Genomic DNA, 23563 nt, shown 5'->3' with positions numbered 1-23563 from the left:
TCCTCGAACAACAACGGAAACGACAACGGGAACGGCGACGGTCAACGGGTCGACGCGCAGGGGCTCTCGCACACCGGCCGGCGGGACCGGTTTCGGCGTCACCCGGTGCGCGGGCGGCCGTCCAACCGCGCTGCGACGGCCGTGACGATCTCGTCGGTCAGCACCGGCGGCAGGTCGAGATCGGCCAGCCCGTCGCAGCCGAGCTCGGCGACCGCACGTGCGCCGCGGTGCAATGCCGGATCGGCGAGGCCCAGCCGGGCGGCATCGGCCCAGCGGCCCTCGGTGGGCGCGCAGACCTCCCGGACACGATCGACGACCGCGGGCGTGCGCACCAGCGCAACCAGCAGTGCGACGGGATCGACCCAGCGACCGGGCGGCTGGGCGTCGATGTAGCGCACCTCGAGGTGCCCACGCGGGCGCACCGGCGTGAACAGCGTGGTCAGGTGGTAGTCCAGGTCCGCGAACGTCGGTGGTGCCCAGTGCCGCGCGGCGCCGCGGCGGGCGATCCAATCGGCGAACGTCAGCCGGGACGGCGCGTCCCACGATCCGGCCGTCCGCCTGCGCACCATCAGGGGTGTGTCCAGCACGCGGGATGCCCAGCGGGCGGGCGGGTCCGCGACGGCGTCGCCGGCTGCCGCGGGGTCGGTCCGCGCCGGTTCGGTGTCCATCACGGCCCGCCAGCGCGCCGAGGCGTACCCCGTGTCACGGCCGGTGTGCGTGCGCGAGTTGGCGAACAACGCGAGCAGGACCGGACCGAGGGCGTGCACCGCCGCCCACCGGGCCGGAACCGCGACGGCCTCACCGGCGTCGACGCACACCTGTACCGCCGCGGTGCTGCACATCATCGTCTCCCCGCCCGGGCCGAACGCCGCGAAGCGGCGCTGCATCGCCGCGTACCGCTCGGTGTCGAGGATGCGCACGGGTGGACGCAGCGGGTCGATCGCCCGTTCCCCCAGCACCAGCCCCTCCCCGGCGAGTAGGTCGGTGACGTGGGCCAGATCGGCCTCCGCGTCGGTCATCAGGCCCCGCAGCGACGTGTGCGGCCGCGTGGAGATCTCCACCTGGCCGCCGGGTTCGAGGGTGAGGGCCGACCCGGAAGGCAGCGGCGCGGCGCGACCCCCGGGCACCAGGGTGGCCGGCGCGTGCCCACCGAGCGCGCGGCGCAGCCGATCGGGGTCCGGAGCGCGGCGCGGGTCGACGGCGTCGTGGACGAGGAACTCGAGCTCGGCACCGGTCAGCCGCGGCGGACCGTGTTTGAAACAGACCGAGGCGACGTAGGCCTCCCCTTCGGCGCGATCGGCGACCGCACACGCCGCGACCTCCGCGGCCGCCTCCCTGGCGCCCGCGGACACCGCAGCACCAGCAGGGCCGTCAGCGCCGGCCGGGCCGGATCCGGCGCCCGCCGAGTCGCCCGGCGCCGGATCTCCGGGAGCCGGGTTCCCGGTTGTGGGATCACCCCTCGTGGGATCACCCGTCGTGGGATTGCCGGACGTGGCGACCCCGGACATCGAGGCGTCCGAGGGTGAGGTGTCCCGGCGTGGAGTACCGGGAGTGGGGGTGTCCGGGGTTGGAGTGACAGAACCGTGCATCGCCGTCATGCGACCACCGCATCCGCTCGGGGACCGTCGATGTCGGACGCTACCGGCGCCCACCGACAATCGCAGCCTCTGCACGGGCACCCGCACGCAACGCCCCAACGCATTGCCTCCAACGCGATGTCCCCAACGCTCTGCCCGCAACGCACTGCCCGCACGGATCCCGCCGAGCCGACCTCACCTCCCAGTACGTACGTACGGTTTGCGTCCTCTCCCCGGCCGGTGTCAAGATCGATGAATGCCACGGGTCAGCCAGGACCACCTCGAGGCGCGTCGGCGCCAGATCCTCGACGGTGCACGCCTGTGTTTCGGGCGGTTCGGCTACGAGGGTGCCACCGTCCGCCGGCTCGAGGAGGCGACCGGCCTGTCACGCGGTGCCATCTTCCACCACTTCCGCGACAAGGAGTCGCTGTTCCTCGCGCTCGCCGAGGACGACGCCGCCCGCATGGCCGACGTCGTCGCCGAACAGGGACTGGTCCAGGTGATGCGGGACCTGCTGGCCGGTGACTCCGAACACCCGGCCGACTGGCTCGGCACCCGCCTCGAGGTCTCCCGCAGGCTGCGCACCGACCCGGAGTTCCGCGGCCGGTGGGCCGAGCACTCGCAGCAGCTCACCGTCGCCACGCGCAACCGGCTCGAATGGCAGCGCCGGTCCGGGAACCTGCGCGACGACATCGGTGTCGGCGTCCTCGCCGAGTATCTGCAGCTCGTCCTCGAAGGCCTGGTCTCCCACCTCGCCATGGGCCTGCCCGCGGACGATCTGGAACCCGTCCTGGACGTCGTCGAGGACAGCGTCCGCCGCCACCGCGGCGACTGAGCCCGCTCACCCGCAGCCCGGGGCGCGGCCGGGCCGGATTCGGGAACTCCGCCGCCGTCGCCACCGTTTGTCCTGGTTAAGATACCCCTGTTCCCTGTCGGTCCGTGTTCTCCGAGGAGTTGACGTCGTTCGTGCGCGATGCGCAGTCACCGGGAGACAGTATTCGGCCGGGTGACAGACCCGGCTCGCTGATGTCTCCCCTTGTCCGCCCCGTCCGTCCCGGCCAGGGCGGCGCAGCCTGATGGACGTCCTGCTCACCGTCGGGGGCCTGCTGGTCGTCGTGCTGCTGACCGTCGGCACCGGGCTCGCGGTGGCCGCCGAATTCTCCCTCACCACACTCGAACGCAGCACCATCGAGGCCAACGTCCGCCAGGTCGGCGACCGCCGATCGAAGACCGTGCTCAAGGCGCACCGGACGCTGTCGTTCCAGCTGTCGGGCGCCCAGGTCGCGATCACGCTCACGACCCTGCTGACGGGCTACGTCGCCGAACCGCTCCTCGGGAAGGTCATCCGCCCGGCCCTGACCGGACTCGGCCTGCCCGACAGCGGCGCGCGCGGGGCGTCCCTGGTGCTGTCGATGCTGTTGGCCACCGCACTGTCCATGGTCATCGGCGAGATGGTGCCGAAGAACCTCGCCGTCTCGCTGCCGCTGAAGACGGCGCGGGCGGTCGCCGGATACCACTCCCGGTTCTCCGCGCTGTTCCGCTGGCTGATCACGCTCATGAACAACAGCGCCAACGTCGTCGTCCGCAAGCTCGGCGTCGAGCCGCAGGAGGAGCTGCGCTCGGCGCGTTCGCCCCAGGAACTGGGCTCGATCGTGCGCACGAGTGCCGCCAGCGGCACCCTCGACGTCGCGACGGCCCAGCTGCTCGACCGCTCGTTGCGGTTCGGCGAGCGCACCGCCGCGGAACTGATGACCCCGCGCGTACGGGTCGCGTCGCTGCACGTGGACGACACGGTCGCCGATCTCGTCGACCTGTCCCGCAGCACCGGCCTGTCGCGCTTCCCCGTGTACCGCGAGGACCTCGACGACGTCCAGGGCGCCGCGCACGTCAAGCAGGCGTTCACCGTCCGCGCCGATCAGCGCCGCACGGTGCCGATCGGCTCGGTGATGCGACCCGTCCCGACCGTGCCCGAGTCGCTGCCGGGGGACGCACTGCTCGACCGGCTCCGCGCGTCCCGGTTCCAGCTCGCGATCGTGGTCGACGAGTACGGCGGCAGTGCCGGACTCGTCACCCTCGAAGACGTCGTCGAGGAGATCATCGGCGACGTCCGGGACGAGCACGACGACCGCGAGGAACCGTCCTCGCAGCAGATCGACGCAGCCAGCTGGGCCGTCTCGGGGCAGCTGCGCGGTGACGAGGTCGCCGACATCACCGGGTTCGCGATGCCCGACGGGGACTACGAGACGATCGCCGGCCTGATCCTCGAACGGCTGGGCCGCATCCCCGACGTCGACGACGCGGTCGACATCGACGGCTGGCGGCTCACCGTCACCGAGATGGACCGGCACCGCATCGCCGAGGTCCGCGTCGAGCGACGGGAGGTGGCCGCGTGAACGACTGGGTCGCCATCTCCCTCATCGCCGTCCTACTGGCGTTCAACGCGTTCTTCGTCGGCGCCGAGTTCGCGCTCATCTCCTCCCGGCGCGACCGCCTCGAAGCGCTGCTGGCCGCGGGCACGAGCCGCGCCAAGATCGTCATCAAGGCGGGCCAGAACGTGTCGCTGATGCTCGCCGGGGCGCAGCTGGGCATCACGGTGTGCTCGCTGCTGCTGCTCCAGTTCGGCGAACCGGCGGTGGCGCACCAGCTCGAGGCCGCCGTCCACGCTCTCGGCGTGCCGATTCCCGAGTACGTGATCCACCCCGTCGCCTTCGTCGTCACGCTCGTGGCCATCACCCTGCTTCACGTGCTGGTCGGTGAGATGGTGCCGAAGAACATCGCGATCGCCGAACCCGAGCGGATGGCGCTGTGGCTCGTGCCCGTGCATGTGGCGTGGGTCCGCCTGGTGCACCCGTTCCTCTGGTTGCTCAACGGCATCGCCAACGGGGTTCTCCGGCTGATGCGGGTGGAGCCGAAGGACGAGGTCGACACCGGTTACACCTCCGACGAACTGGCCGCGCTGCTCAGCGAGTCGCGCCGCGAGGGACTCATCGAGCACGCCGAGCACCGGCGCCTGTCGCAGACCCTCTCGTCGGCCGACAAGACGGTCGCCGACATCGTCGTGCCGATGGCAGATCTCCGCACCGTGCCGGATCATCCGACGCTCGGCGACGTCGAGGCCGCCGTGTCCGCGACGGGGTTCTCCCGCTATCCGCTGCGCGCAGGCGACGGCCGGCTCGTCGGGTACCTGCACGTCAAGGACGTCCTCGCCCACCTCGGCGACGATCCGGGCGCACAGGTCCCTGCGAGCAAGATCCGCCGGTTGACCGAGCTACCGGTGCACGCGCGCCTCGACACCGCCCTGTCGGCGATGCGCCGGGAAGGCAGCCACCTGGCCACGGCCACCGACGACACCGGCGCGGTGATCGGCGTGGCGGCGTTGGAGGATCTGGTCGAGGAGTACGTCGGCACGGTGCGGGACGGCACGCATGTCACCTGACACGGTGCTCACCGAGCCGGAGTGGCGTGCCCGCGAGGAGGCCCACACCGCGCGCATGCGGCCGTGGACCGGTCCACACCAGGCGCGACGGTCGCGCGGCGAGAAGCATCCCGTACTGGACTTCCTGTTCACGTACTACTCGCTGCCGCCCTCGCAGCTGGAACGCTGGCAGCCGGGGCCGGAGGTGCTGCTCACCGGGGGCGGCGCCGCCCGGTTCCTCGACCGCACCGGGTACGTGGCCACCACCGGCGGCGTCCGTGCCGATCCGGTGCTGCCGCCCAAACGCGCCCGCATGGCGCGCTACGTGGTCTCCCTGCTGGAGGCGACGGGGGCACGGCCACCGCGGCTGAACTGCTTCGGCCTCCACGAATGGGCCATGGTGTATCGCCACCCCGCCGAGGAGGTCCGACACGCTCAGTTACCGCTGCGCCTGGGATCCGCGGGCACCGACGAGGTCGTCGAGAACCTCGACATCCGCTGCGGCCACTTCGACGCCTTCCGGTTCTTCACCGAGCAGGCGCGGCCACTGAACACGGTGCAGCCGACCCGCGAGACGCAGCGCGACCTCGACCAGCCCGGTTGCCTGCACGTCGGTATGGACCTGTACAAATGGGCCTACAAGCTCGGCCCGCTCGTACCGTCGGAGCTGCTGGGCGACTGCTTCGAGCTGGCGGCCGACATCCGCGTACTCGACATGCGCGCCAGTCCCTACGATCTCTCGGCGCTCGGATACTCCCCCGTGCGCATCGAGACCCCGGCGGGGCGGGCCGAGTACGCGCGGCAGCAGGCAGCGTTCGCCCGGCGCGCGGCTCCGCTACGCGAACGGCTGATCACCCTCTACCGCGGGTTGCTTTCGGCGACGGAAGTCGGATCCGAATCACAGTGACCCAGCGGGCTGGGCTGTTAGGGTGGTTACGTTTTTGTCACGTCGACAGAGTGTGATCAGCACTCCGTGCAGGTGAGAGGACGCGAATGGGGCGGCACTACCGAGCCGAGGACCCGGCTCCCGGGCAGCCTGATCCGCTGCGTAAGGCCAGACAGGCGATCGGCGGCGCACGTACGGGCGGCTCGCCGGAGGACTGGTTCCGCGACACCACGACGCCGCCGGCGTCGTACCGCAGCACTCCGGGCTACGCACCGGCACCGAACGACGTCGTGTCCACCTCGCCCGCGATGCACCCCGTCGCACCGGCCCCCGACGCGGACGAGAGCGCGGCCGAACTGACCACGCGCATCGAACCCGTTCCGGCCGACGGCGACGGCCGCGGCCAGGACGCGGCGGCCGCGGCCAGGCCCCCTCGCCCGCGGCCACGTCCCGAACGGCCACGCCACCACGACGCCGGCCACCCGGTGACGTCCGGCGCTGCCGCGACGTACGGCTCCGCCGAGACATCCGGCTCCGCTGTGACATCCGGCTCCGCCGAGACATCCGGCTCCGCCGCGGCGCCCCCTGCTGCTGCGGCCGGGCGTCCCGGCAACGCCGCCGCGTCCGTGCCGGAGGCCGCGAACGCATCCGGTGCCGCTCGGTCCGCAGGCGCCACTCCGCCCCCCGATGCCGCCCCGGGTGCGACTCGGTCCGGCACGGGCTCGTCCGGCACGGCCGGCGACCGCGACGCGGTGACATCGACCGGCGGGCGCCGGCGTGTCACCGCCAGCGGCCGCCACAGCGCGGTTAGCGCGACAGGTGAACGCAGCGCGGTTAGCGCTACCGGTGAACGCAGCGCGGTCAGCGCTACCGGTGGCCGCCGGGCCGTGACGTCGACGGGCAGGCACGGCACGGTCACCTCGACGGGCAGTCATCGCGCGGTGGACAAGAAGCCCAAGCGGAGAATCGCGGCATGGCCCGTGGCGTGCGGTGTGCTCGTGGTGCTCATCGTGGTGGGGATCTTCGGCTGGAACTGGGCCGACGGCGTGCTGTCGAACCGGGCCGAGGCCCAGGCGGCGGCGTGCCAGGAAGGCCGCTCCACGCTGCGGGTGGCCACCGCCCCGGCCGTGGCCGAACCCGTCCAGGAGGCGGCCAAGGCTTGGAACGACGACGACACCGTGGTCCACGGGCATTGCATCACCGTGAAGGTGCAGCCGGGCACGCCCTCGGAGGTCTTCACCGACCTGACGGGCGATCGCACCCGCGGCACCCCCGCCGCATGGATCACCGGCGACACGGCGTGGTCCGACCGCCTCGCCTCGAAACAACCCGACCGGATCGGCGCCTCCCCCGAGAAGCTCACGTCCGGACCGGACGGCACGTTCACCTACGTCAGCCTCGCCGGCAACGGCGTCGACACGGTGCAACAGCGGGCCGCGCAGTCGTTCCGTGCGCACCTGACTTCGCCGGAGCAGCAGAAACGATTCGCCAAGGCCGGGTTCACGGGCTGACCGAGTCGCCGGACCGCGCGCTGCGTTCGCGGTCCGGCTCCCTCCCTTCCGGGCGGTTCTCGACCCGTCGACGGCAGGAAGGAGAGGAGGAAGCCGACCCACCAGCGACGTGCCGTATAGAACGTTATACAGAACGGGTCGGCCGGTGCACACAATGACGCCCGAACACTCGCGAGCGTTCGGGCGCTGTAGCCGTTCGGAAACTGTGGTCGTTCGGTGCGGCGATGGTCGCGCCGAACGAGGCGTGGTTCAGCCGGTGCGGCGGGCGTTGCGCCGCTGCGACAGCTCGTCGGCCATCGGGGTGTCGAGCTCTCCACCATCGGCACGCTCCGCGGGAAACTCGTGCAGCGAACCGCTGATCTCCTGCATCGCACCACTGACGGCGATACCGAACACGCCCTGCCCACCCTGGAGCAGATCGACGATCTCCTCCGGTGACGTGCATTCGTAGACGGTCGTCCCGTCGGAGAACAGGGTCACCCGCGCCAGGTCGCGCACTCCCCTGCCGCGCAGGTGGTCGACCGCGACCCGGATGTTCTGCAGGGAGATCCCCGTATCGAGGAGCCGCTTGATGATCTTCAGGACCAGCAGGTCCTTGAACGAGTACAGCCGCTGCGATCCCGAACCGTGCGCCGTGCGGATACTCGGCGCGATCAGCTTGGTACGCGCCCAGTAATCCAGCTGACGGTAGGTGATTCCGGCGATTTGACAGGCCGCTGGGCCACGGTAGCCAACCAGCTCGTCCGGCAGCGAGTCGTCGGGAAACAACGCTTCCTGCTCGCCACCGTCGATGCCCCTGATCGGACTGTCGTCGACCACGCATGCCTCCTCTCGCCCGGCCGCGCGGCCGACGAAACAAGACCGCCGACCCGGACGGGTCGACCGGTACGACCCACGCCCGTGGGGCCCGGTCGCCGGCCACGGCGCGTTTCGTCGCTCTTCGAACGGTATGCCTGCCCCACGGGGCGGTCAACGCGACGCGCGGGCACCGTGACGACATCTCGACCCGATTACCCGTTTGCCATGTTTTACTTGGTCGAGTAATTTGTTACTCATGCAGGTAAATCGGCCGTCCACCACGACCTCAGACACTGCAACTTCACACCCTGGGGCCTCGGACGCCTCCCCTGTCGGCGACGCCGACCTCAGCGATTTCGGTGCGGGCGCCGGGCTGACGGTGACCGAAGACGTCCGCCGCAGGCAGATCATCGACGCCACGATCGCCACCATCGCGGACCTGGGCTACGCGAAGACCTCGTTCGCCAGGATCGTCGAACGGGCGGACCTGTCGAGCACCCGGATGGTTTCCTACCACTTCGCCGGCAAGGCCGATCTCGTCCAGGCGACCCTGGGAACCGTCGTCGACCGGCAGGACACGTTCGTCGCGCAGCGACTCGGCGAGGAGCGGGACCTCGGCCGCCTGCTGCTCGGCCAGCTGACCGGCGAGGTCGCCTTCCTCGCCGCCCATCCGCGGGAATCGGCCGCGCTCGTCGAGATCGGCACCCACGCGGCCACCGCCGACGATGCGGACGTCTCGGCTCAGGTCGTGTATGCGATCCGGTTCGGCAGGCTCGAACGGCAACTCGCCCAGGGCATACGGCACGGGGTGTTCCGCGAGCTCGACCCGAAGGTCATGGCACTCGTCATGCGCCAGGCCGTCGACGGCGTGATCCTCCGCCTCCGCCGGGAACCCGACCTCGATCCGGACGCCTGCGGACGCGAACTGACCGACCTGTTCGACCGGGCCGTCCGCGCGGACTGACGATGACTACGTGTCGGCGCCGCGGAAGTCCTCCGGCGAGACGGAGTCGAGGAACTCGCGGAACTTCTCGACCTCGTCCTCCTGCTCGTCCGGGATGATCAGGCCGGCTTCGTCGAGCACGCCCTCCTCCGCATGAATCGGCACGCCCATGCGGAGGGCGAGCGCGACGGAGTCACTGGGCCGTGCGGACACCCGCACGTCGCCGTCGAACACGAGTTCGGCGAAGAAGGTGCTCTCCTGCAGGTCGGTGATGATCACCTGTTCCAGGTCGCGGCCGAGGCCGCCGATGACGTCCTTGAGCAGATCGTGAGTCAGCGGACGGGCGGGCCGCACGCCTTGCTGTTCCAAGGCGATCGCAGTCGCCTCCACCGAGCCGATCCAGATCGGCAGGTACCGCTCGCCGTCCGTCTCCCGCAGCAACAAGATCGGCTGGTTCGCGGGCAGCTCGACCCGGACGCCGACGACGCGCATCTCGCTCATCGGGCTTCGCCTCCCTCTCTGCGCGCGGGCTGCAGCGCTAGCGGTGGATCAGCCGTTCGGCCGGCCCACGCGGATTCCACGCGGACACCGCCGACGCTACCCGCCATCGGTGCGCTGTGCTCGCTTCTCACTCTCGCCGGCCCGGTCTCTTCGAGCCCGCCTTCAACCGTACGTCATCCCGGGCGCTACACCGAAGTTTCGCCACCCGGCTGCTGCGGCCGTGACCGCCGCAGTGCTCCGTCCGAGCGCCACCGCCCGCCGCCGAATGCCGGCGGGCGGAGCGGCCGTGCGCCTCACCCGTGGGTCAGCCCCCGGATGCCCGTCTTCACCAACAGGGTGTGCAGCGTGACCGACAGCGCCGCCAGTTCGCGGACGAGCTCGTCGCCGCGTTCCCTCGCGCCCTCGTCGCGGTGCCGGTACACCGGCGCCACGACCTGCTCGAGCAGTCCGACCTCGCGGTCGGCCGAGACCCGCAACGCCCGCAGGTGCCGCGGTTCGATGCCGAACGCCCCCATCGCGGTGACCGTCTTCGCGATCGTCACCGCGTCGGCGTCGTAGAATCCACCGGCACCGGGCCGGATCAGGCCGTACTGGACGAGTTCGGCCAGCTGCGCCTCGTCGATCTCCGCTTCGGCCAGCAACTGCTCCACCGACAACCGTGCCGAGGTCTCGCCGGCGAAGTCGTCCGCCGTCGGCGCGGGCACCCCGACCCCGGTGTCACGAGCGTCGAGGGGAACCAGCCGCCGCGCGGGGCGCAGCTCGGGGTCGGACTCGCGTTCGTGCCCCGGAGCCGCACCACGATCCATCGCGTCGAGCTGCTCCTTGATGACCTTCAGCGGCAGATAGTGATCACGTTGCGCCGTCAGGACGAACCGGAGCCGCTCCACGTCGGCGGTCGTGAACTGACGGTAGCCGGACGGCGTACGAGCAGGCCGGACCAGACCCTCGGATTCGAGAAACCTGATCTTCGAGATCGTCACCCCGGGGAAATCGTTGCGCAGTTGCGCCAGCACGGCCCCGATGCTCAAACCCTCGCGTGGTTGCCGTCCGGCAGCCGTCACTGCGCCCCCTGGCCTCCGGTCAGGAACACCAGACGGAATTTGCCGATCTGCACTTCGTCGCCGCCCGCCAGGACGGCCTGATCGACCGGCTCACGGTTGACGTACGTGCCGTTGAGGCTGCCGACGTCGATCACGACGAAGGACCCGCCTTCGCGGCGGAACTCCGCGTGCCGCCGCGAGACGGTGACGTCGTCGAGGAAGATGTCGCTGTCGGGGTGCCGACCCGCGCTCGTCGTGTCGCGGTCGAGCAGGAATCGCGAACCCGCGTTCGGGCCCCGCTTGACCACCAGCAACGCCGAACCCGCGGGCAGCGCGTCAACGCCGGCCTCCTGCGGCTCGACCGCCGGCGCCTCCTGCCCTTCCCCTTCCGACAGGAAGTCCGCCCGGAACACGGAGGTCTTCTCCGGAGCTCCCTCCGGGGGAATCTCGGGCCCGTCGTTCGTGCTCACCTGAGCTCTCCTTACGCACTGACAGTGTGTCGCTTGGTCTTCTCACCGCCCGTGGTCGCGAAACCGCAGGCGGCCATGAAACCTGGTGCGCCTCAACGTACCGCGCGGTCGGCCGCGCGCAATGCCCGGGCTCCCCGATCAACTCCCGGTCAGGCGCTGGTATGCCTCGGCGTCGAGCAACCCCTCCAGGGTCGCCGGATCGGCGACGCGGAGCTCGACGAGCCAGCCCTCACCGTAGGGGTCGCCGTTGATCAGCTCCGGGGTGGCCGTGACCGCGTCGTTGACGGCGATGATCTCACCGTCCAACGGTGCGTAGATCTCGGACACGCTCTTGGTCGACTCGACCTCGCCGACGGTGTCACCGGCCGCCACCTCGGCGCCGGCCTCCGGAAGATCGACGAACACCACGTCGCCCAGCTGGTCCTGGGCGTACTCGGTGATACCCACCCGCACGACGCCCTCGTCGCGCTCGGCGACCCATTCGTGGTCCTCGGTGTAGCGCAGTTCCTCCGGTGTGGACTGTGCAGCCAAGGTCGTTCCCCTTTCACTCCCTGCGTGGCCACGAACGAGGGGAATCGTCGCACGGCGCCGCGATCACGTCAGGCCGACGTCGTTCCCACGCGCCCGGCGACTGCGTTCACGACCGGCTCAACCGGCCGCCCTGCGCCTCCGGCTGCGGCGGTCGCGCGTCACCGCCAGCAGGGTCTGCGCCGCGTAGAGCACGCCGGACCACACGTACAGCACACCGCCCCAGATCGTGAACGCGTAGGCCAGCGGAGCCGCGATCGTGGCCGCGGTCGAATCCCCCTGGACGAGCAGCAACAGCGGGAAGGCGTACATGAGGACGAACGTGGCGCCCTTGCCGACGTAGGTGACCTCGGGTGGCGCGAACCGGTTGTACCGCAGCACCAGGACGCAGATCCCCGCGACGCCCTCGCGCAGCAGCAGCACGCCGACGGCCCACCAGGGGACGATGTCGCGAAGCAGGAACGCCACGAGCGTGGCGACGATGTAGAGCCGGTCGGCCGCCGGGTCGAGCAGCTGTCCCAGCCTGCTCATCTGATTCAGCCAACGGGCGAGTTTGCCGTCGAGCCAGTCGGTCAGCCCGCTGAACACGAGGATCGCCAGCGCCCAGCCGTCGGCGTGGGGGCCGAGCAGCAGCCACAGGAACACCGGGACACCGGCCAGCCGCAGAATCGACAGCAGGTTCGGCGGCATGACGGCCTGCCGCAGCAACGACGGCGCGTCCGCAGCGGCGGACCCGGCCCTCACAGCCGAGTCACCCGGGTCCTCGTCACCCGGGCCCTCGTGAGCCACCGTGCCCCCTGTTTCCGCTGGGCCCGTGTTCCCGCCCGAGCACTGACGGCGGGCTTCCCGGCCCGTCCGCTCCCCCGACCCCGCAGACTCGTTCACCCGTTCACCGTATCGAGCCACCGGGCGCGGGTGGCGTGGCCGGCCTCACCGGGCAGCTCACCGAACAGCGGCCCGCTGCGGTGCCGACACGGCGGTGCGGACGACCGGTGCCGGTCACCGGGCGCGGTGGTAACTCCAGCCGCGGCGGCACAGCTCGTCACCGGTGAGGGCCTGCGGCCGGCCGTGCCGGTCCATGCCCATCCAGCGAGGGCGGCCGGTGGGGTTCTCGAGCACGTACGGCCTGCCCTGACTCCACACGACCGTGCAAGGCGTCGTGGGTGGCGCGCTCGTGGTCTGCCGGGACGCCTTCGCGTCACGCTGCGCGCCGGGATTCCGGGCGGTGCGTTGCTCACTGTCGTTCATCACCCTGGTTATCGGCATCGCGGGACGCGGCGTTAACCGGCCGCCGTGTGGTTCACCCGTCCGCGCGGCGGGCCCGTCCGCGTGAACAGTCCACAGCAGACTGCGCACGCGACCGGGACGTCCGCTCCGCCGTGCGGCCGGTCAGCCCTTCACACCGGGGAAATCCTCGTCGCGGAACTCCCCTGCCGGGCGCTCCGCTGCGTCGTTCTCCTTGCCGCGCAGCTCGACCCTGCGAATCTTGCCGGAGATCGTCTTCGGCAACTCGGCGAATTCGAGCCTGCGCACCCGCTTGTACGGCGCCAGGTGCTCCCGGCAGAACGCGAGGATGCTCTCGGCGGTCGCGCCGTCGGGAGCGTACCCCGAGGCGAGCACGACGTACGCCTTCGGCACGGCCAGGCGGACCGGGTCCGGAGCGGGCACCACGGCCGCCTCGGCGACCGCCTCGTGCTCCAGCAGCACGCTCTCCAGTTCGAACGGTGAGATGCGGTAGTCCGAGGCCTTGAACACGTCGTCGGTGCGGCCGACGTAGGTGATGTAGCCGTCCTCGTCGATCGAGCCGACGTCACCGGTGTGGTAGTAGCCATCCGCGAACGCCGTGGCCGTGCGCTCCTCGTCGCCCGCGTAGCCGACCATCAGACCGGTGGGCCGCCGCGACAGGTCGAGACACAGTTCGCCCTCCGTGGCAGGCTCGCCGCTGGCCGGGTCGACCAGCACGACGTCGAAGCCCGGCACCGCCCGGCCCATCGACCCCGGTTTGACCTGCTGCCCCGGCGTGTTGGCGATCTGCACCGTGGTCTCGGTCTGGCCGAACCCGTCGCGGATGAGCACGCCCCACGCCGCCCGCACCTGTTCGATGACCTCCGGGTTCAGCGGTTCGCCCGCGCCGACGACCTTGGTGGGCGGTGTCGGCAGCGCACTCAGGTCCGCCTGGATCAGCATCCGCCACACCGTCGGCGGGGCGCAGAAACTCGTGACTCCACATCGCTCCAGCTGGGCCAGCAGGGCGTCGGCGTCGAACCGCGTGTAGTTGTACAGGAAGACCGTGGCCTCGGCGTTCCACGGCGCGAACACGTTGCTCCAGGCGTGTTTCGCCCAGCCGGGCGACGCGACGTTCAGGTGCACGTCGCCGGGTTCGAGGCCGATCCAGTACATCGTCGACAGGTGCCCCACCGGGTACGACACGTGCGTGTGCTGCACCAGTTTCGGCTTGGCGGTCGTGCCCGACGTGAAGTACAGCAGCAGTGGGTCGGTGGCCTGCGTCGTGCCGTCCGGGGTGAACGCGGCGTCGGCCGAGTAGGCGTCGGCGTACGACAACCAGCCGCCCGTGGGTTCGCCGACGGCGATACGCGTGTAGCCGCCGGGAACGTCGGCGAACTTTTCCGCATCGGCCGACCGCGCCACGACGTGCCGGGCCTGTCCCCGGTCCACGCGGTCGCGCAGGTCGGCGGGCCCCAGCAGCGTCGTCGCCGGGATGAGCACGGCACCGAGCTTGATCGCGGCGAGGATCGTCTCCCACAGCTCGACCTGATTGCCGAGCATCAGGATCAGCCGGTCCCCGCGCCGCACGCCCTGGGCGCGCAGCCAGTTCGCCACCTGGTTGGACCGGCGTGCCAGTTCGGGGTAGGTCCACCGGCCCTCGGTGCCGTCCTCCTCCACGATCCACAGCGCATACCGGTCGGCGTTGGCCGGATCGGCCGCCACGCGGTCGAACCAGTCGAGCGCCCAGTTGAACTCCGTCAGCTCGGGCCAGCGGAAACCCTCGCGTGCCGTGTCGTACTCCTCGCGGTGGGCCACCAGGAAGTCCCGGGCACGCCGGAACTCGTCGTGACCGTCCCGGCCGGCCGGGTTCGAGTGGGCGGTGTGGGCCTCGTTGCTCACGTTCGTGTTTCTCCTCGCTCGCCAGTGTCCGGTGCCGTGCTGTCTGCTGCCGGGCGCTATTCGCCGGTGAAGTGGGGCGGGCGCTTCTCCAGGAACGCCTGCACCGCCTCACCGAGGTCCTTGCTGGGCAGGAACGCCGCGTTCCACGCGGACACGTACCGCAGCCCGGCGTCGACCTGCTGCTCGGTGCCCATGGACAGTACGTCCTTGATCCCCCGCACGACCAGCGGAGGATTGGCCGCGAGTTCGGCGGCCAGCTCGCGCGCGGCGGTCAGCAGCGCGTCCCGGTCGGGGTGGACGTCGTTGACGAGGCCGATCTTCTCGGCGCGTGCGGCGTCGATGTCCTTGCCGGTGAGGGCGAGCTCCCGCAGGTGCCCCTCGCCGATGATCCCGCCGAGGCGCTGCAGGCTGCCGATGTCAGCGACGATAGCGACCTTGACCTCCCGCACGCTGAACTGTGCGTCGGCGCTGGCCAGCCGGATGTCGGCACCGGCGATGAGGTCGACGCCGCCGCCGATGCACCAGCCGGACACGGCGGCGATCACCGGTGTGCGGCACTTGGCGACCGTGCTGACGGCGTCCTGCATCGTCCGCACCTCGTCGAGGAACCGGGTGCGCGGACCCGCCTGGGCGTCGCCTGCGAGGAACTCGCTCCACCCCGGCAGCATCGCGTTCAGGTCGAGACCGTACGAGAAGTGCTTGCCGCTGCCAGCCAGCACGATCGCCCGCACGTCGGGGTCGGCGTCGAGCGCCCGGAAGACCAACGGCAGTTCACGCCAGAAGTCCGGGCCCATGGCGTTGCCCTTGGCGGGGCCGAGGAGCGTGACCTCGGCGATGTGACCGTCACGGCGGATGTCGAAGGCGACCGGATTCTCGGGCAGTGTGGCGGTGTGCTCGGCGTTCATGGCCGTCATCCTCGCTCACGTGCCGGCCGCCGCCGACAGGGCCCGCGCGCACCGGCCGCCGGGACGGCGCGGGCCGGGTGAGGCCACCCGGCCCGCGCCCGGTCACGACCCGTCGTGATCCGTGGCGACGACCGCGGCCAGTTCATCCAGCACACGCTCGGCCTCGGGCCCGTCGGCGCGCAGGACGACCTCGTCGCCGTTGCGCGCGCCGAGGCCGATCACCGACAGCACGCTGCGCGCGTCGACCGGGTCGGCGCCGGCCTTGCCGATCGTCACCGGCACCGGCTGGCTCGCGGCCGCCTTGGCGAACACGGCAGCGGGCCTGGCGTGCAGGCCCACCGCCGAGCCCACGGTCACGTGACGTTCCATCATCGGATGCTCCTTCCCTGTCGGCTAACCCTGCTGGGCGCCGATGAGTCCCTGTTCCGGTGCCACGGCCGCGGGCTCCGGCCTGGCGGGCCGCTCGCGGCGGCCGATGCTCTTGACCGCCACCAGGCAGCCACAGGTGACGACCATTCCCGCGGCGACGGCGACGAGGTACAGCAGCGGCGAGCCGACCAGTCCGACCACCCAGATCCCGCCGTGCGGTGCGGGCGAGGTCGCGCCGAACGCGACCACGAGCGCACCGGTCGTGGCGCTGCCCGCCATCAGCGACGGGATCACGCGCAGCGGATCGGCTGCGGCGAACGGGATGGCGCCCTCGGTGATGAACGACAGCCCGAGCAGCCAGGCGGCCTTGCCGGCGTCGCGCTCCGCCCGCGTGAACAGCCGCCGGCGGACGACGGTCGCGAGCGCCAGCCCCAGCGGGGGCGTCATGCCGGCCGCCATGACCGCGGCCATGATCACGGTGTCACCGCTGGCCAGTGCCGCGATGCCGAACGTGTAGGCGACCTTGTTGACCGGGCCGCCCGTGTCGAAGGCCATCATGAGGCCGAGCAGGCCGCCGAGCAGCCACGCCGTGCCACCGGAGAGACCGGCGAGCCAGTCGGTCATGCCGCTCTGCGCGGCCGCGATGGGTTCGCCGACGACCACGAGCATCAGCAGGCCGACCACGAAGCACGCCACGAGCGGGATCACGACGACCGGCATCACGCCGGCGACGCCGCGTGGCACCTTGATCCGTTTCAGCCCCATGACGACGAAACCCGCGAGCAGACCGGACACCAGGCCACCGAGGAATCCGGCGCCGATCGCGCTGGCGAGCAGCCCGCCGACGATGCCCGGCGCGATGCCCGGCCGGTCGGCCATGCCGAACGCGATGAACCCGGACAGGATCGGGACGAGCATGTCGAACGCCGTCGAGCCGACCTTGAACAGCACGCCCGCGATCCCCGCCTCGCCGAGCAGGTCCGCCGGGTCGGAGATGCCGTCGTAGTGCACGCCGCGGAAGTCGCCGCCGTCCACGACGGCCGCGATCTCGGCGCCGCCGACCAGGAACGCGACGGCGATGAGGATGCCGCCGGCCGCGACGAACGGGATCATGTAGCTCACGCCGGTCATCAACCATTGGCGCAGGCGCGTGCCCGCCCCGGCGTGCGCGTCGACCGCGGTCTCCGGTTCGGGTGCCGACGGGACCGGTTCCGGCTCACCGCCGGGCCCCTCCGAGGTCTCGGCGGAGGCGGCGGTGTCGGTGGGGGTGTCGGCGGCGGACCTGGCGGCGGTCGCGGCCTGTTCGACGAGAGCGGCGGCGTCGTTGATCGCGGCTTTCACGCCTGCCGTGACCTGTGGTTTGCCCGCGAACCGCTCGCGGTCGCGCACGTCGACGTCGGCGGCGAACACGACCGCGTCGGCGGCCGCGATGTCGTCGGCGGACAGTGGTGCCGAGCCGGCGGAGCCCTGTGTCTCGACGGAGATCTCGTGCCCCGCGGCGGTGGCGGCCTGTTCGAGGGCCTCGGCGGCCATGTAGGTGTGCGCGATGCCGGTGGGGCACGCGGTGACGGCGACGAACTTCATTGTCCGAACACCTCCTCGCGGACGAGGCGCACGACGGACTCCGCGTCGGAGACGTCGAGCAGCGACTGGCGGAACGACTGGTGCATCAGGCGCCGGGCGAGCGCACCGAGCACGCTGAGGTGCTCGTCATCGCCGCCCTCCGGCGCGGCGATGAGAAAGATCAGGTGTGCCGGGCCGTCCGAGGCACCGAAGTCCACACCGGACTTGCTGCGCCCGAAGCCCAGCGTCGGCTCGGTGACGTGCGCCGACCGTGCGTGCGGGATGCCGATGCCACCTTCGATACCGGTGGGCATCTGCGCCTCCCGCTCGCGCAGGTCGGCGAGGAACCCGTCGAGATCGCTGACGCGGCCCGCTCCGGCCAGCTGCCGGGCCAGGCCTGCGGTGACCTCTTCGCGGTCACTGCCGCGGAGATCGAGGTCGACGAAGTCGGCGGTGATCAGTTCGGCCATGTCAGCACTCCTCTTCGAGTACGCGATCGCCGTCGACCGCGGGGTGGATCGTGACGCCGACGCGGTCGACGTCGGGCGGTGCCGGCATCCGGCTGCCGGCGAGCCCGGTGGCGGCGGCGCCCCATGCCAGCGCCGCGGGCAGCGCCTCCCTGCCGCCCCCGGCGGCGAGGAAGCCTGCGAGTAGCGCGTCGCCCGCGCCCACGCTGCTGCGGGCGGCCTCGACGGGCGCCTCGCCGTGGAGGACGCCGCGGGAGTCGGCGAGGACAGCCCCGTCCGGGCCGAGGCTCGCGAGCACGGCCCGCGCCCCCCGTGCCCGCAACACCTCGGCGGCACGTGCGGCGTCGCCGAGGGTGCGGACGGGAATGCCCGCGCACACCGCGAGCTCCTCCCGGTTCGGTTTGACCAGGTCGGGTTCGGCGGCGAGGCTCCGCGCGAGTGCCGGGCCCGACGAGTCGACGGCCACGCGGACCCCTGCGGCCCGCGCCGACACGACCAGTCGCGCATAGCAGTCGGCTGTGGCCTCCGGCGGCAGACTGCCGCAGCCCGCGACCCAGGTCGTGCCGTGGCTGCACGCGGCGAGAGTGGACTCGAGCAGCGCGTTGAGTTCCGACTCCGCGCACGCGGGGCCCGGCAGGTTGAGCTTGGTGACCGTGCCGTCAGGCTCGGCGAGTGTGATGTTGGTGCGGGTCCCCTCGGCCACGGGCACCGCGCGGACCGCGACGCCCTGCTCGTCGAGCAGCTCGGTGAGGCGGGCACCCTCGGCACCGCCCGCGAGCAGCACGGCTGCCGTCTTGCGGCCGTGTGCGGCGAGCGCACGCGAGACGTTGACCCCCTTGCCACCGGGGTCCACATGCGACCGTTGCGCCCGCAGCACCTCGCCGCGGCGCAGGGACGCGACCTCGACGGTGTGGTCGATGCTCGGGTTGGGCGTCATGGTGACGATCACGACCGCACCACCTCGGGTCCGGCTGCGGCGAGCCGCTCCCCCAGCTCGGGGTCCAGTCCACTGTCGGTGACGATCACGTCCGCCTCGGAGAGGTCACCGAAGCGCGCGAGACAGTCGTTGCCCGCCTTCGTGTGATCGGCCAGTACGACGACCCGGCGCGCGGCCTGGATCATCGCCCGTTTCACGGCGGCCTCGCCGGTGTCCGGTGTGGTCAGACCCCGTTCGGCGGACATGCCGTTGGTGCCGAGGAACGCCACGTCGACGTAGGTGTCGGCGAGTGCGCGCAGCGTCCAGTCCTCGACGGCCGCCATCGTGCGGCCCCGGACCTTTCCGCCCAACAGCAGCACGGTCAGCTGCGGCCGCACGGCCAGCGAGGCGACGAGCGGAACCGCGTTGGTCACGACGGTCAGTTCGCGGTCGTTCGGCAGGATCTCGGCGAGCCGGGCGGTGGTGGTGCCCGCGTCGAGCAGGATCGAGCCCTCGTTCGGCAGCTCGGCGAGGGCCGCCTTCGCGATGCGTTCCTTCTCCGAGGTCAGAACCGCGTCGCGGTCGGCGAGGCCGGGCTCGAACCCGAGCCGTTCGACCGGAATGGCGCCCCCGTGCACGCGGCGAAGGAGGCCCTGCCGTTCGAGGACGGTGAGGTCGCGCCGGACCGTCTCCGTCGTGACGTCGAAGTCGGCGGCGAGCTCGGCCACGTCGGCGCGACCCTCGGCGCGGGCCCGCTCGGCGATCTTCCGCTGACGCTCCTGTGCGTACATGTGGCTTTCCTTGCCGGTTTGCTTTGGTTTAGTTGGTTATATGTGGGTTACGAGCGGATGTCAACCGTGTGCGGGACGCGAATGCACAACGCACCGCCGCACGCCGGTTCCAGACCCAGCCCGTGTTGCGCCTCCAAGGGCGCGTGTTGCGCATCCGGGGGCGCGTGTTGCGAATCCAGGGGCGCGTGTCGTGCATCCGGGGGACGCTGCTGCGAACTCGCGCCCGGCGCCGCCGGACGCCGGGACCGACCGCGGCACCGTCGGCTGCGGCCACACGCCGACCACGACTCGGAGACGGCACCGGCTGGGAGACAACACCGACTCGAAGACGACAAGGGCGCGGGCGGGGACGACACCGGACCCTCGATCGACGAACGCATCGCGGCAGCGGAACGGCACGCCGGAGGGCACCGGCGCCGCGGACACGGCCGCCCCACACCGACACCGCGAACCCGTGACCACGAGGCCATGAGGCCATGAGGCCATGAGGCCATGAGGCCATGAGGCCATGAGGACGGGGCCAATACCACGGAGCCGTTGCCCACGAGGCCGTTGACGACGACGGCTCTTGGCCAGGAGCACGCGACCACGGAGTCAGAGCCCGGAGTCACAGCCCGGAGTCACAGCCCCGAGAGCGAGTCACGGCCCGAAAACACGGTCGTGAGAACACGGCCCCGAAGACACGGTCGTGAAGCCACGAACATCGCGACGACGGCGACCCGGGCAGCCCCGCCGGTACCGGGCGAACACACACCGCACCGACGGCGAGCCGTCCCGGCAGCGGGTGGTCACACCACCGGGACGGCGGCGGAGGTCAGGACTCCTGACCGAGCAGGTCGACGACCGGGCCGATCACCGTCACCGCGGGCGGCCGCATCCCCTCCCGAGCGGCGTCCGCGCCCACTTCCTTCAGCGTCGAACGCAACACCTTCTGCGTGCGCATGGTGCCGTCCTGGATCATCGCGACCGGAGTGTCACCCGGCCTGCCCGCGGTCATCAGCGCATCGGCGAACCGGTCGATGCGCTCGACGCCCATCATCAGCACGATCGTGCCGCGCATGCGGCCCAGGGCATCCCAGTCGGTCAGGGACGTCTCGTGGTCCGGCGGCACATGCCCCGACACGACGACGACCTCGTGCGTGACACCGCGGTGGGTCACCGGCACGTCGGCCAGAGCCGGAACGGCGAACGCGCTGGTGATGCCGGGGACGACCGACACGGCCACCCCGGCTTCCGCACAGGCGAGCAGCTCTTCGAAACCGCGGCCGAACACGTACGGGTCGCCGCCTTTGAGACGGACGACGAACTTGCCGGCCTTCGCGTTGTCGATCAGTGCGCTGTTGATGACGTCCTGGCTGGCCGCGCGGCCGTAAGGGATCTTCGCCGCGTCGATCACCTGGACGTGCGGCGGCAGTTCGTCGAGCAGTTCGCGCGGCGCGAGCCGGTCGACGACGACCACGTCGGCGCGTGCCAGCAGCCTGCGGCCGCGCACGGTGATCAGCTCGGCGTCGCCGGGTCCACCACCGACCAGCGCCACACCGGGGTCGGGACGGCGGAGGCCGTCGGCCGCGTCGTGGCCGTAGCCGGGCCCGGGATCCGCCGCGGCGCCGGAGCGCAACGCGTCCAGCAGACTGTCGCGCACAACGGCGGAGCGCTGCGGTTCGCCACCGGACAGCACGCCCACGAGCACGCCGTCGTTGCCGCCCACGGCCGGTGTCACGGCACTGCCGTCGGGGCCGGAGTCGGCGCGCACGCAGAAGATCCGCCTGCGGTCGGCCTCGGCGCACACCGCGGCGTTGACCTCGGCGTCGTCCGTACAGGCCAGGGCGTACCAGGCGTCGGCGAGATCACCGTCGGTGTACTCCCGCCGGGTCCAGGTGATCTCACCCTCGTCCGCCATCGCCCCGACCGACGGGGTCGTGTCCGGGGAGACGAGTTCGATGACGGCTCCCGCCTTGACCAGGCGTGGCAGCCGCCGCTGAGCGACGGTGCCGCCGCCCACGACGACCACGCGCCGTCCGGTGAGGTCGAGTCCGACCAGGTAGTGCTCCTCCTGCGCCATGCCAGTCAGCATGACGCATATCCTGTCCGGTCGATGCGCTCAGGGCCCACGCAACGTGAGCAGTTCCTCTGCCCCGAACATCCGAGCGGTCTCCACCGCGGTGGGTTGACCGGCCTCCGGATCGGCTCCGCCGTCGAGCAGCGCACGCACCACGTCGGCCTCGCCCTTGAACACGGCACCGGCCAGGGGACTCTGGCCGCGGTCGTTGAGCCGGTCGGGATCGGCACCCCGCTGCAGCAGTGCGGCGACCGTCCCGGCGTGGCCGTGGTACGCGGCGAGCATCACCAACGTGTCACCGCTGTCGTTGGACAGGTTCACCGGCACACCCGCGTCGACGTAGGCGGCCAGCGTGTCGGTCTCACCGCCACGTGCGAAGTCGAACACGCGCGCCGCGAGTTCCAGCAGCTCCGGGTCGATCTCGCACGCCGCGGCGGGCGGCCCTCCGGCGCTGCCGGCCCCACCGGGTGCGGTGTCTCGCTGCCGCTCCGTCATGCGGCCAGGGTGCCACGTTCCGGCGCACAGCGCCCGGCGCCGGAACGTGGAGTGCTCAGCCCTTCTTCACGGGATAAGGCAGCAATGCCATCTCTCGGGCGTTCTTGATCGCCCGCGCGACGTCCTTCTGCTCCCTCGGCGTCAGGCCGGTGATCCGTCGGGCGCGGATCTTGCCACGGTCGGACACGAACTTCCGCAGCAGAGCGGTGTCCTTCCAGTCGACGAACTCGACACCCTCGGCGCGCAGCAGGTTCCGCTTGCGGCGCTTCTGCGGTGCAGGCTTCACTGATCTCCTCCTACCAGCTCGACTTGCTCACACCCGGCAGCTCGCCCCGGTGGGCCATCTCGCGCAACCGGATCCGGGAGAGACCGAAGGCGCCGTAGTAGGCGCGCGGACGGCCGTCGACGGCGTCACGGTTCCGGATCCGCGTCGGGCTCGCATCACGCGGCAGCTGCTGCAACGCCGACACGGCTGCGCTCTTCTGCTCCGGGCTGCTCCGCGGCGAACGGATCGTCTCCTTGAGCGCCGCACGACGTTCGGCATGACGCGCCGCGACGACCTTGCGCCGTTCGTTCTTCGCGATCTTCGACTTCTTGGCCATCAACGCTCCTCGGTGTCTTGCGGGACACCCGCACCCGGTCGCGCCGACGAGCAGGGGGCTCCGCGATCGTCACTCATCAGCGCTCCTGCGTCTTGCGGGACACCCGCACCCGGTCGCGCCGACGAGCAGGGGGCTCCGCGATCGTCACTCATCAACGCTCCTCCCTGAACTCGACGTGCTTGCGCGCGACGGGGTCGTACTTGCGCAGCACCATGCGGTCGGGATCATTGCGCCGGTTCTTGCGGGTCACGTACGTGTAGCCGGTCCCCGCCGTGGACCGCAGCTTGACGATCGGGCGCACGTCGGTGGTGCTCGCCATCAGAGCTTCTCCCCTCGCGAGCGCAGGTCCGCCACGACGGCGTCGATCCCGCGCTTGTCGATCGTCTTCATGCCCTTCACCGAGACCCGGATCCGGACCCAGCGGTTCTCCGACGGAACCCAGTAACGGCGCTTCTGGATGTTCGGTTCCCAGCGCCGCGACGTGCGCCGGTGCGAGTGCGAGACCTGCTTGCCATAGCCCGGCGCGCGGCCGGTGACCTGGCAGATCGACGACATCGACCCTCCCTAGTTGGTGTTGATAATCGTTTTCATTTACAGTACA

At 71.2% G+C, this 23563-nt stretch carries 27 protein-coding genes; 6 read left to right on the top strand and 21 right to left on the bottom strand.

Annotated features, from left to right (window positions below):
• Nucleotides 1-98: 98 nt before the first annotated feature.
• Nucleotides 99-1352, bottom strand: coding sequence for a glutamate-cysteine ligase family protein (locus LY12_RS07115; RefSeq protein WP_253854162.1), 1254 nt, complete (start codon nt 1350-1352; stop codon nt 99-101).
• A gap of 481 nt (nt 1353-1833) precedes the next feature.
• On the opposite strand from LY12_RS07115, the gene LY12_RS07110 reads away from it, so the two are divergent.
• The 5 genes from LY12_RS07110 (at nt 1834) to LY12_RS07090 (ending at nt 7389) form a co-directional block, all read left to right on the top strand.
• Nucleotides 1834-2412: a TetR/AcrR family transcriptional regulator gene (locus LY12_RS07110; protein WP_253854161.1), complete on the top strand. Its 579-nt coding sequence runs from the start codon at nt 1834-1836 to the stop codon at nt 2410-2412.
• 241 nt (nt 2413-2653) lie between these two features.
• Nucleotides 2654-3970 carry a hemolysin family protein gene (locus LY12_RS07105; RefSeq protein WP_253854160.1) on the top strand — a complete coding sequence of 439 codons (1317 nt, stop codon included), beginning with the start codon at nt 2654-2656 and terminating at the stop codon, nt 3968-3970.
• Complete coding sequence (locus tag LY12_RS07100) at nt 3967-5013, top strand: hemolysin family protein (RefSeq protein ID WP_253854159.1); 1047 nt, start codon at nt 3967-3969, stop codon at nt 5011-5013. The genes LY12_RS07105 and LY12_RS07100 overlap by 4 nt, the downstream gene beginning before the upstream one ends.
• Nucleotides 5003-5899, top strand: a complete 897-nt coding sequence (locus tag LY12_RS07095; RefSeq protein ID WP_253854158.1) for a 3-methyladenine DNA glycosylase — start codon at nt 5003-5005, stop codon at nt 5897-5899. Before LY12_RS07100 ends, LY12_RS07095 begins: the two co-directional genes overlap by 11 nt.
• Nucleotides 5900-5985: 86 nt before the next feature.
• Nucleotides 5986-7389: a YdhT family protein gene (locus LY12_RS07090; RefSeq protein ID WP_253854157.1), complete on the top strand. Its 1404-nt coding sequence runs from the start codon at nt 5986-5988 to the stop codon at nt 7387-7389.
• 249 nt (nt 7390-7638) lie between these two features.
• Here LY12_RS07090 and LY12_RS07085 read toward each other — a convergent pair whose 3' ends face one another.
• Entirely contained in the window at nt 7639-8208 is a 570-nt protein-coding gene (locus LY12_RS07085; RefSeq protein WP_308292076.1) for a MerR family transcriptional regulator, read from the bottom strand.
• A 358-nt stretch (nt 8209-8566) separates the two neighbouring features.
• On the opposite strand from LY12_RS07085, the gene LY12_RS07080 reads away from it, so the two are divergent.
• Complete coding sequence (locus LY12_RS07080; protein ID WP_253854155.1) at nt 8567-9151, top strand: TetR/AcrR family transcriptional regulator; 585 nt, start codon at nt 8567-8569, stop codon at nt 9149-9151.
• A 6-nt stretch (nt 9152-9157) separates the two neighbouring features.
• On the opposite strand, the gene LY12_RS07075 is transcribed toward LY12_RS07080, so the two are convergent.
• The 19 genes from LY12_RS07075 to rpmB form a co-directional block, all read right to left on the bottom strand.
• Complete coding sequence (locus LY12_RS07075) at nt 9158-9631, bottom strand: bifunctional nuclease family protein (protein WP_253854153.1); 474 nt, start codon at nt 9629-9631, stop codon at nt 9158-9160.
• A gap of 293 nt (nt 9632-9924) precedes the next feature.
• Nucleotides 9925-10692 carry a transcriptional regulator FtsR gene (gene ftsR, locus LY12_RS07070; RefSeq protein ID WP_253854151.1) on the bottom strand — a complete coding sequence of 256 codons (768 nt, stop codon included), beginning with the start codon at nt 10690-10692 and terminating at the stop codon, nt 9925-9927.
• Nucleotides 10689-11141: a glycogen accumulation regulator GarA gene (gene garA, locus LY12_RS07065; protein WP_183652303.1), complete on the bottom strand. Its 453-nt coding sequence runs from the start codon at nt 11139-11141 to the stop codon at nt 10689-10691. The genes ftsR and garA overlap by 4 nt, the downstream gene beginning before the upstream one ends.
• Nucleotides 11142-11279: 138 nt before the next feature.
• Entirely contained in the window at nt 11280-11672 is a 393-nt protein-coding gene (gene gcvH, locus LY12_RS07060; protein ID WP_253854149.1) for a glycine cleavage system protein GcvH, read from the bottom strand.
• A 117-nt stretch (nt 11673-11789) separates the two neighbouring features.
• Entirely contained in the window at nt 11790-12359 is a 570-nt protein-coding gene (clsA, locus tag LY12_RS07055; protein WP_253854970.1) for a cardiolipin synthase ClsA, read from the bottom strand.
• A gap of 309 nt (nt 12360-12668) precedes the next feature.
• Nucleotides 12669-12917, bottom strand: coding sequence for a hypothetical protein (locus LY12_RS07050; RefSeq protein ID WP_253854147.1), 249 nt, complete (start codon nt 12915-12917; stop codon nt 12669-12671).
• 141 nt (nt 12918-13058) lie between these two features.
• Nucleotides 13059-14795 carry an AMP-binding protein gene (locus LY12_RS07045; RefSeq protein ID WP_253854145.1) on the bottom strand — a complete coding sequence of 579 codons (1737 nt, stop codon included), beginning with the start codon at nt 14793-14795 and terminating at the stop codon, nt 13059-13061.
• A 56-nt stretch (nt 14796-14851) separates the two neighbouring features.
• A complete protein-coding gene (locus tag LY12_RS07040) occupies nt 14852-15700 on the bottom strand; it encodes a crotonase/enoyl-CoA hydratase family protein (RefSeq protein WP_253854143.1) in 849 nt (282 codons plus the stop codon).
• 102 nt (nt 15701-15802) lie between these two features.
• Complete coding sequence (locus LY12_RS07035) at nt 15803-16072, bottom strand: HPr family phosphocarrier protein (RefSeq protein WP_253854141.1); 270 nt, start codon at nt 16070-16072, stop codon at nt 15803-15805.
• Between the two features lie 21 nt (nt 16073-16093).
• Nucleotides 16094-17653: a PTS fructose transporter subunit IIC gene (locus LY12_RS07030; RefSeq protein ID WP_253854140.1), complete on the bottom strand. Its 1560-nt coding sequence runs from the start codon at nt 17651-17653 to the stop codon at nt 16094-16096.
• Nucleotides 17650-18102 (bottom strand): PTS sugar transporter subunit IIA, encoded by a 453-nt coding sequence (locus LY12_RS07025; protein ID WP_253854138.1) that lies wholly within the window; start codon nt 18100-18102, stop codon nt 17650-17652. The genes LY12_RS07030 and LY12_RS07025 overlap by 4 nt, the downstream gene beginning before the upstream one ends.
• Before the next feature lies 1 nt (nt 18103).
• Complete coding sequence (gene pfkB, locus LY12_RS07020; protein ID WP_253854136.1) at nt 18104-19048, bottom strand: 1-phosphofructokinase; 945 nt, start codon at nt 19046-19048, stop codon at nt 18104-18106.
• Nucleotides 19045-19806 (bottom strand): DeoR/GlpR family DNA-binding transcription regulator, encoded by a 762-nt coding sequence (locus LY12_RS07015; protein ID WP_253854134.1) that lies wholly within the window; start codon nt 19804-19806, stop codon nt 19045-19047. Before LY12_RS07015 ends, pfkB begins: the two co-directional genes overlap by 4 nt.
• Before the next feature lie 814 nt (nt 19807-20620).
• Nucleotides 20621-21868 carry a uroporphyrinogen-III C-methyltransferase gene (gene cobA / locus LY12_RS07010; RefSeq protein ID WP_253854968.1) on the bottom strand — a complete coding sequence of 416 codons (1248 nt, stop codon included), beginning with the start codon at nt 21866-21868 and terminating at the stop codon, nt 20621-20623.
• 39 nt (nt 21869-21907) lie between these two features.
• Nucleotides 21908-22360: an ankyrin repeat domain-containing protein gene (locus tag LY12_RS07005; RefSeq protein ID WP_253854132.1), complete on the bottom strand. Its 453-nt coding sequence runs from the start codon at nt 22358-22360 to the stop codon at nt 21908-21910.
• 55 nt (nt 22361-22415) lie between these two features.
• Nucleotides 22416-22646 (bottom strand): 30S ribosomal protein S18, encoded by a 231-nt coding sequence (gene rpsR, locus LY12_RS07000; protein ID WP_253854130.1) that lies wholly within the window; start codon nt 22644-22646, stop codon nt 22416-22418.
• Nucleotides 22647-22656: 10 nt separating this feature from the next.
• Nucleotides 22657-22962, bottom strand: a complete 306-nt coding sequence (rpsN, locus tag LY12_RS06995) for a 30S ribosomal protein S14 (RefSeq protein ID WP_253854128.1) — start codon at nt 22960-22962, stop codon at nt 22657-22659.
• Nucleotides 22963-23113: 151 nt separating this feature from the next.
• On the bottom strand, nt 23114-23281 hold the full coding sequence (gene rpmG / locus LY12_RS06990) for a 50S ribosomal protein L33 (protein ID WP_253854126.1): 168 nt from the start codon (nt 23279-23281) through the stop codon (nt 23114-23116).
• The gene (rpmB, locus tag LY12_RS06985; RefSeq protein ID WP_253854124.1) at nt 23281-23517 is read right to left on the bottom strand and encodes a 50S ribosomal protein L28; all 237 of its coding nucleotides are present in this window, start codon (nt 23515-23517) and stop codon (nt 23281-23283) included. Before rpmB ends, rpmG begins: the two co-directional genes overlap by 1 nt.
• Between the last annotated feature and the right edge of the window lie 46 nt (nt 23518-23563).

The sequence above is a fragment of the Prauserella alba genome (assembly GCF_024171735.1).
In the GTDB taxonomy this organism is placed as follows: domain Bacteria; phylum Actinomycetota; class Actinomycetes; order Mycobacteriales; family Pseudonocardiaceae; genus Prauserella; species Prauserella alba.
The sequence above is the reverse complement of the archived record's forward strand: the minus strand, read 5'-3'. Positions and strand labels throughout refer to the sequence as shown.

Excerpts from the sequence above, each read along its gene's own strand:
- rpsN (WP_253854128.1), bottom strand. The coding sequence starts at position 22,962 with ATGGCCAAGAAGTCGAAGATCGCGAAGAACGAACGGCGCAAGGTCGTC.
- rpmG (WP_253854126.1), bottom strand. The coding sequence starts at position 23,281 with ATGGCGAGCACCACCGACGTGCGCCCGATCGTCAAGCTGCGGTCCACG.
- LY12_RS07105 (WP_253854160.1), top strand. The coding sequence starts at position 2,654 with ATGGACGTCCTGCTCACCGTCGGGGGCCTGCTGGTCGTCGTGCTGCTG.
- LY12_RS07015 (WP_253854134.1), bottom strand. The coding sequence starts at position 19,806 with ATGTACGCACAGGAGCGTCAGCGGAAGATCGCCGAGCGGGCCCGCGCC.
- LY12_RS07025 (WP_253854138.1), bottom strand. The coding sequence starts at position 18,102 with ATGGCCGAACTGATCACCGCCGACTTCGTCGACCTCGATCTCCGCGGC.
- cobA (WP_253854968.1), bottom strand. The coding sequence starts at position 21,868 with ATGGCGCAGGAGGAGCACTACCTGGTCGGACTCGACCTCACCGGACGG.
- LY12_RS07110 (WP_253854161.1), top strand. The coding sequence starts at position 1,834 with ATGCCACGGGTCAGCCAGGACCACCTCGAGGCGCGTCGGCGCCAGATC.
- LY12_RS07005 (WP_253854132.1), bottom strand. The coding sequence starts at position 22,360 with ATGACGGAGCGGCAGCGAGACACCGCACCCGGTGGGGCCGGCAGCGCC.
- LY12_RS07090 (WP_253854157.1), top strand. The coding sequence starts at position 5,986 with ATGGGGCGGCACTACCGAGCCGAGGACCCGGCTCCCGGGCAGCCTGAT.
- LY12_RS07075 (WP_253854153.1), bottom strand. The coding sequence starts at position 9,631 with ATGAGCGAGATGCGCGTCGTCGGCGTCCGGGTCGAGCTGCCCGCGAAC.
- LY12_RS07035 (WP_253854141.1), bottom strand. The coding sequence starts at position 16,072 with ATGATGGAACGTCACGTGACCGTGGGCTCGGCGGTGGGCCTGCACGCC.
- LY12_RS07030 (WP_253854140.1), bottom strand. The coding sequence starts at position 17,653 with ATGAAGTTCGTCGCCGTCACCGCGTGCCCCACCGGCATCGCGCACACC.
- LY12_RS07095 (WP_253854158.1), top strand. The coding sequence starts at position 5,003 with ATGTCACCTGACACGGTGCTCACCGAGCCGGAGTGGCGTGCCCGCGAG.
- clsA (WP_253854970.1), bottom strand. The coding sequence starts at position 12,359 with ATGCCGCCGAACCTGCTGTCGATTCTGCGGCTGGCCGGTGTCCCGGTG.
- LY12_RS07040 (WP_253854143.1), bottom strand. The coding sequence starts at position 15,700 with ATGAACGCCGAGCACACCGCCACACTGCCCGAGAATCCGGTCGCCTTC.
- rpmB (WP_253854124.1), bottom strand. The coding sequence starts at position 23,517 with ATGTCGTCGATCTGCCAGGTCACCGGCCGCGCGCCGGGCTATGGCAAG.
- LY12_RS07050 (WP_253854147.1), bottom strand. The coding sequence starts at position 12,917 with ATGAACGACAGTGAGCAACGCACCGCCCGGAATCCCGGCGCGCAGCGT.